This is a genomic window from Halomonas sp. NO4 (assembly GCF_010994375.1).
Lineage (GTDB): Bacteria > Pseudomonadota > Gammaproteobacteria > Pseudomonadales > Halomonadaceae > Halomonas.
In genome coordinates this window covers 1-4,677 of the sequence record NZ_WHMA01000069.1, presented here as the reverse complement: position 1 = coordinate 4,677, position 4,677 = coordinate 1, and the positions used below count along the sequence as shown (strand labels likewise).

Genomic DNA, 4,677 nt, shown 5'->3' with positions numbered 1-4,677 from the left:
CATGCCGCGTTTCAGTGCCCAGAACTATCCCAAGAACCTTTCCCTGTTGGCGGATTTCACAGCCGTGGCCCAGGAGCTAGACGTGAGGCCCAGCCAGTTGGCGCTGGCCTGGCTCAGAGCCAAGGGGGATGACATCATTCCGATTCCGGGTACTCGCTCCATCGAGCACATGCGCGAGAATCTGGCGGCAGAACCACTGCGCCTGGATGCCGCGAGCCTCTCCCGGTTGGACGTCATGATGACGCCAAACCAGGTGGTGGGTAGTCGATACGGTGAAGCACAGCAGGCGGAAATCGATACCGAGGAGTTCGGCTAGCTTCCGTGCCAACTTTAATCGCACGACAGACCTCCTCCCCGTCGTACAAGGCGGAAAGAAGATCATCCGTGTCGGGCATGCCGGACTGCTAGGTTGTGCAAGCGCCGGCCATGGTAGGCTGCCTGAGTCGCCTGCTGCTTTCGCTGGAGCCCTCGGTGCCGCGCTGTTTCAACAGCCGGCCGACCAAGCGTGAGCGAACGCCCATCAGCCTTCGTGGGTAATCAATCGACCGGTTGCTAGTTGTCATCAGCCGGGCGAGAAGTGCTGTATTTTGAGCAACAAGGCTAGGCCGAGGAGGCCGCTTGACTTTATACAAACAAACGTGCCACCGAGAAAGTCCAGACATGTTCAATGCTCATATCCACGCTCACGCGTTTGTGTGCTGACATTTCTCTGCACACACTTCAGTGCTCATATTCACGCTCACACTTGTGAGCTGACATTTCTCTGCACATGTTTCAGTGCTGAAATTTGGCGACCTCAAGTTCCAAGTGCAACGCTATTACAGGGTGGACCCACGACTGGTTCCTTGAGCACCTCGGTGCAAGATCAATAGAGAGCGATGGATAGAAAGATTGGCAATGCTCGACGCTTGGCGAAATAGGCGGGGTGTTGCAGTCTGTCGGGCGGCTATCGAACTAATTTATGGTGATCGAACAGAGGCAGCTCGACCCAAACCAGTGGGCCTCCGGGAAAATCGGTAACGTTCACCTCGGGGATATTACGGTCGCTTATAACCTTTCCTCATGGCGCCTTACTCAGCCAGCAGGACCAGCCTCAATCGACCGGAGATAGCGGAGAAGGTCAGTCTTGCGTCCCGCCTCGACCAGTCGCCGTGGCGTCTGATGATCGAAGACAGACAGCGGCTGACGATACCATGCCAAGGCCTTCTTCCTGTCACCGCTGATCTGCTCGGCAGCTCGAAGCACCTCGCAATCGATGACGCCCATGAACACTCTCCATTGCGTAGCATCACATCACACTGGCCCGCCCCACTCCAGCGCATACAGAACGCGCTGTACCTGTTCCGCACCTGCTTCGGTTTCACAGAGCAGTATCGGGACTTGTCCGCCTAACGCTTCATTTGAGCGCGAGAGCCAGGCGACAGCGGCGGCTTCCTTGTCTTCCAGCACTTCTGCAGCCAACAGACTGACGGAAGCGACTCTACCAAGTTGCTCGAGTTGCCGACCCTGTCCGGCAACCCGGTCGAAATCATTCGTCACGCTGAACTGTCCCGACAGAAAGCCCAGCCGTTTCTCTTTATATGGATTATGTCCATCATCGCCCATGATCACTGGGCGCTCCTGAAGAGAATCGGCATTCGCTTTCGGCAGCTCAGGGAAGGACGCCCAGGATGGGTGAACGGGGCGAAGGGTGACCACGTCTCCATTCCGGGAGACTGCCAATTCCGCCACGCCTTCATAGGCCATGTCGGCAGGCAAGAAAACGACATGCCCCATACTGCTTTTATAAATAGGGACGGTTCGCATCTGCTGAACCTCTAGGATATGTATGTCATTAAGCCTTTCTCAGGGTACCCAAACCTGCCATCATGTAAAGGAAAACAAGATATCTTTTCGCTGAGGCTATTTGCTGCCGTATTTTTCTTTGAGCCGTTCGATAAGCGCCTTTTCTTCCTCAGTCAGCCAGTTGGTGTACACATAACGCCAGTTGCGCTCATAGATTGCCCAGGCCTCCTTTTCCTCAATCGGCAAGTCACGGCGGCGGAACCAGCAAATCAAGCGCAATTCGGGATAGTCGTCAGGTATCAAGGTGGGATGTGTCTTGTCGGTCACCGTCCGTCCTCCCTCTCTCTCATCCACAGATTCTGTGGACAGACCTGCGAATGCCGCAGCCCCTCGGACTACTTTTTGACAGAGTATAGACATGCTCAAGGAGCCCTGGATTGCTCGCTCCGGCGCCACCTGCCCTGTCACACCACCCCGGAGTGTCCATGCCGACCTTCAGTGACCACGACATCCAGCCAGTGAGTGTTGGAGTCACTCGTGTGTCCCCGTGGTAGCGAAGACACACCGCCTGGGAGTGGAAAATCTCAAGTCTCGGTATAGCCCTCCAGCGCGAACGGGTTCAGAAATTGCCGGCCCCACAGGAAGTCGCGGTCGACCGGGCTCAGGTCGGCCGCATCGCACACGGCGTCCCAGTGTTCACGAATCGTGTCGAGCTGGTTGTCGATGATCTCCCTGGCGTGGGCTTGGCTCAGTCCGAGCCGATCCGCGGCTGCCAGGCAGTGGACGAGTTGGCTGCGTCGTTCCTGGCCGTGCAGCAGCATGGCCTGGGTGGCTTCGCCACCGGTTCGTGACTGCGGGCAAATGTCATAGGCCGGCGTCAGTCGATAGGTCTCGCCATCCCAGAAGGCGGCATGGTTGCGCGCGTGGTCGTCGGTATTGCCGCACAACACGTTGAAGACGATGCGGCCAAACAGCTCACGTAGCGTTTCCCCGGGCTGGTCGAACTCCGCCCGGATACGATGGGCGAGATTCTCATAGCTGGCGTAGCGAGCCGTCATTTCATCCAGGCCCAGCAGAGTGAGTGCCGAGAGCACGATTCGCCTGCACCAGCCGTCAGCGGCCCGCATCCTGTCGAAGCGCTCCACCAGCAGTACGTCCTTGCCCAGCGAGCGGGTCATCTCGACGGGGGCGACATCGAGTCCCACCAGCCTGGCGAGCCGCATGGCGACGAACTCCGCCTTCACCATGCTGTAGAGATCGGTGCTGGAGGAAAACTTTGCCACCAGCTTGCGGTCCCGGTCATTCAGCAAGGCCTTGGGGCGGGCGCCGCCGATGCTGCTGCCGTGCTGGATCGCCTGGTCCAGAGCGGGGGGTAGCGGCTCCCCTGCCTCCACATACGCCGACGCTTCCTGCAATTCCGCCAGGGTGGCGTCCTGATACTCGCGCGGTCGGTAGTCGGTGGGAGAGAGTTGAAAATCCAGCGCGCCGATCCGGTCCGACCCGGATTCCAGCAGGTAGACCAGCTCGTTGAAGTCAGCCTCTCCGGCGCCATCGCCCTTTTTTCCCGTCAGCCGGTTGATGATGACGCGACGCCCCCACGCATCCGGGGAGGCGTCGCGCAGGCAGGATGGCAATGCGCCATCTGCCGTTTCCTGGCTCCCGGGCCGCAGGGGAAGCTCGCCGGGACACAGGCTGATTGCGTCTTCACGCGCCAGAAAGCGGCGGCCATAGGCAAAGCGGTAGCGGTCCTGATCGTCGCGCTCGACAAGACCGGCGACCACGGGCGATGTCTGGCCAGGCAGCCAGATCCAGACGTAGGCGCGTTGGCTAGAAGTCATCGTCGATGGGCTCTTGTGGCTGACCGCGGGCGCGCTTGGGCAGCAGCGCCAGCCGTTCCAGTTGGGTGGCGTGCTCGCGCTTCAGCGTGCCCGGGTCATCGGTGAACAGCGATGCGCCGACCAGCGCCGCCGCTTCGAAGTAGGTGCCGATGGCCACCCGGGGCGAGCCCTTGGCGACCTGGCGCATCGTGACCACGCCGACGCCGACCCGCTCGGCGAGTTCGTCGCGGGTCCAACCCTTGCGTAGCCGTCCCTCCTCGATCAGTCCGGCGAACAGGCGCAGCGAAAGGGAAGCTTGGGGGCTGAGGGTGACATGCCTCGTTTTCATTTCGACACTATAGCATCGCTTAGCTGCTATTATCGATATTATAGTGTTACTAATATCTGATCTGCGCTCATTCGCAGGTGCCGTGAATGGGTCTGTGAAGGCCTGGCACTCCTCGGCCTGTGCTTGCTGCCAGGATATAGACTTGTACAGGTGCGTTGGAAAGCGACTCCGGCGCATGCTGTCTCCGCTTTCGCATCACTCTGGAGGCCCTATGCCGTTTTTCGAGGACTACGAGATTGAGTGGCTGGCAGATGACCTCGACGAGCATGCCCGGACGCTGCAAGCTCTTGGTCAGCGCCTGGAGCCCGCCGACGCTGACGCCACACATCGCAAGGCATCGCGCACGAGCTCTGGGAGATGCGAAAGACGCTGCTCGATGGCCGGCGTGCGAGGCGCGAGTCGTCACCCTCAGGACGAGCCGATTAGCGTCATGGTGCACCATACGCCGACCGGGGCACGCTATGTACGAATTCGTGACATCCCGGAAGCACTTCAGGATGATTTCATGGGCTACCTGCGCGGCGCGCCCATGCCCGTCGTCGATGACGAGCCAGGGCCGGTGGCGTTCGAGACAGACTGGCACGACTGGGTGCACCACCGCCGCCCTGACCGCGCGACAAGGCATGCCACGACAGTCCGCCAGGGAGGCGAATCGCATGACAACACCTTTCCTGATTACTCATGTTGACCAGCCATCACGCGAGCCTGGGGCTATACTGGAATCAC

At 59.8% G+C, this 4,677-nt stretch carries 7 protein-coding genes; 2 read left to right on the top strand and 5 right to left on the bottom strand.

Annotation, left to right across the window (positions count from 1 at the left end; genetic code table 11):
- Window positions 1-316, top strand: a 316-nt coding sequence (locus FEF15_RS18965) for an aldo/keto reductase (protein WP_163561002.1), incomplete at its 5' end; no start/stop codon positions are given.
- Window positions 317-1,074: 758 nt separating this feature from the next.
- Here FEF15_RS18965 and FEF15_RS18960 read toward each other — a convergent pair.
- The 5 genes from FEF15_RS18960 to FEF15_RS18940 form a co-directional block, all read right to left on the bottom strand.
- A complete protein-coding gene (locus FEF15_RS18960) occupies window positions 1,075-1,266 on the bottom strand; it encodes an antitoxin Xre/MbcA/ParS toxin-binding domain-containing protein (protein ID WP_163561000.1) in 192 nt (63 codons plus the stop codon).
- Window positions 1,267-1,293: 27 nt separating this feature from the next.
- A complete protein-coding gene (locus FEF15_RS19330) occupies window positions 1,294-1,806 on the bottom strand; it encodes an antitoxin Xre/MbcA/ParS toxin-binding domain-containing protein (RefSeq protein WP_205598597.1) in 513 nt (170 codons plus the stop codon).
- Between the two features lie 96 nt (window positions 1,807-1,902).
- Window positions 1,903-2,112: a hypothetical protein gene (locus FEF15_RS18950; RefSeq protein WP_163560998.1), complete on the bottom strand. Its 210-nt coding sequence runs from the start codon at window positions 2,110-2,112 to the stop codon at window positions 1,903-1,905.
- Window positions 2,113-2,369: 257 nt separating this feature from the next.
- Complete coding sequence (locus tag FEF15_RS18945) at window positions 2,370-3,623, bottom strand: HipA domain-containing protein (protein WP_163560996.1); 1,254 nt, start codon at window positions 3,621-3,623, stop codon at window positions 2,370-2,372.
- The gene (locus FEF15_RS18940; RefSeq protein ID WP_163560995.1) at window positions 3,613-3,951 is read right to left on the bottom strand and encodes a transcriptional regulator; all 339 of its coding nucleotides are present in this window, start codon (window positions 3,949-3,951) and stop codon (window positions 3,613-3,615) included. Before FEF15_RS18940 ends, FEF15_RS18945 begins: the two co-directional genes overlap by 11 nt.
- Before the next feature lie 211 nt (window positions 3,952-4,162).
- Between FEF15_RS18940 and FEF15_RS18935 the strand changes: the two genes are divergently transcribed.
- Window positions 4,163-4,639: a hypothetical protein gene (locus FEF15_RS18935; protein ID WP_163560993.1), complete on the top strand. Its 477-nt coding sequence runs from the start codon at window positions 4,163-4,165 to the stop codon at window positions 4,637-4,639.
- The last annotated feature ends 38 nt before the right edge of the window (window positions 4,640-4,677 follow it).

Bases quoted from the DNA above. Each gene is read 5' to 3' on its own strand.
- FEF15_RS18960 (WP_163561000.1), bottom strand. From the start codon at position 1,266: ATGGGCGTCATCGATTGCGAGGTGCTTCGAGCTGCCGAGCAGATCAGC.
- FEF15_RS19330 (WP_205598597.1), bottom strand. From the start codon at position 1,806: ATGCGAACCGTCCCTATTTATAAAAGCAGTATGGGGCATGTCGTTTTC.
- FEF15_RS18945 (WP_163560996.1), bottom strand. From the start codon at position 3,623: ATGACTTCTAGCCAACGCGCCTACGTCTGGATCTGGCTGCCTGGCCAG.
- FEF15_RS18940 (WP_163560995.1), bottom strand. From the start codon at position 3,951: ATGAAAACGAGGCATGTCACCCTCAGCCCCCAAGCTTCCCTTTCGCTG.
- FEF15_RS18935 (WP_163560993.1), top strand. From the start codon at position 4,163: ATGCCGTTTTTCGAGGACTACGAGATTGAGTGGCTGGCAGATGACCTC.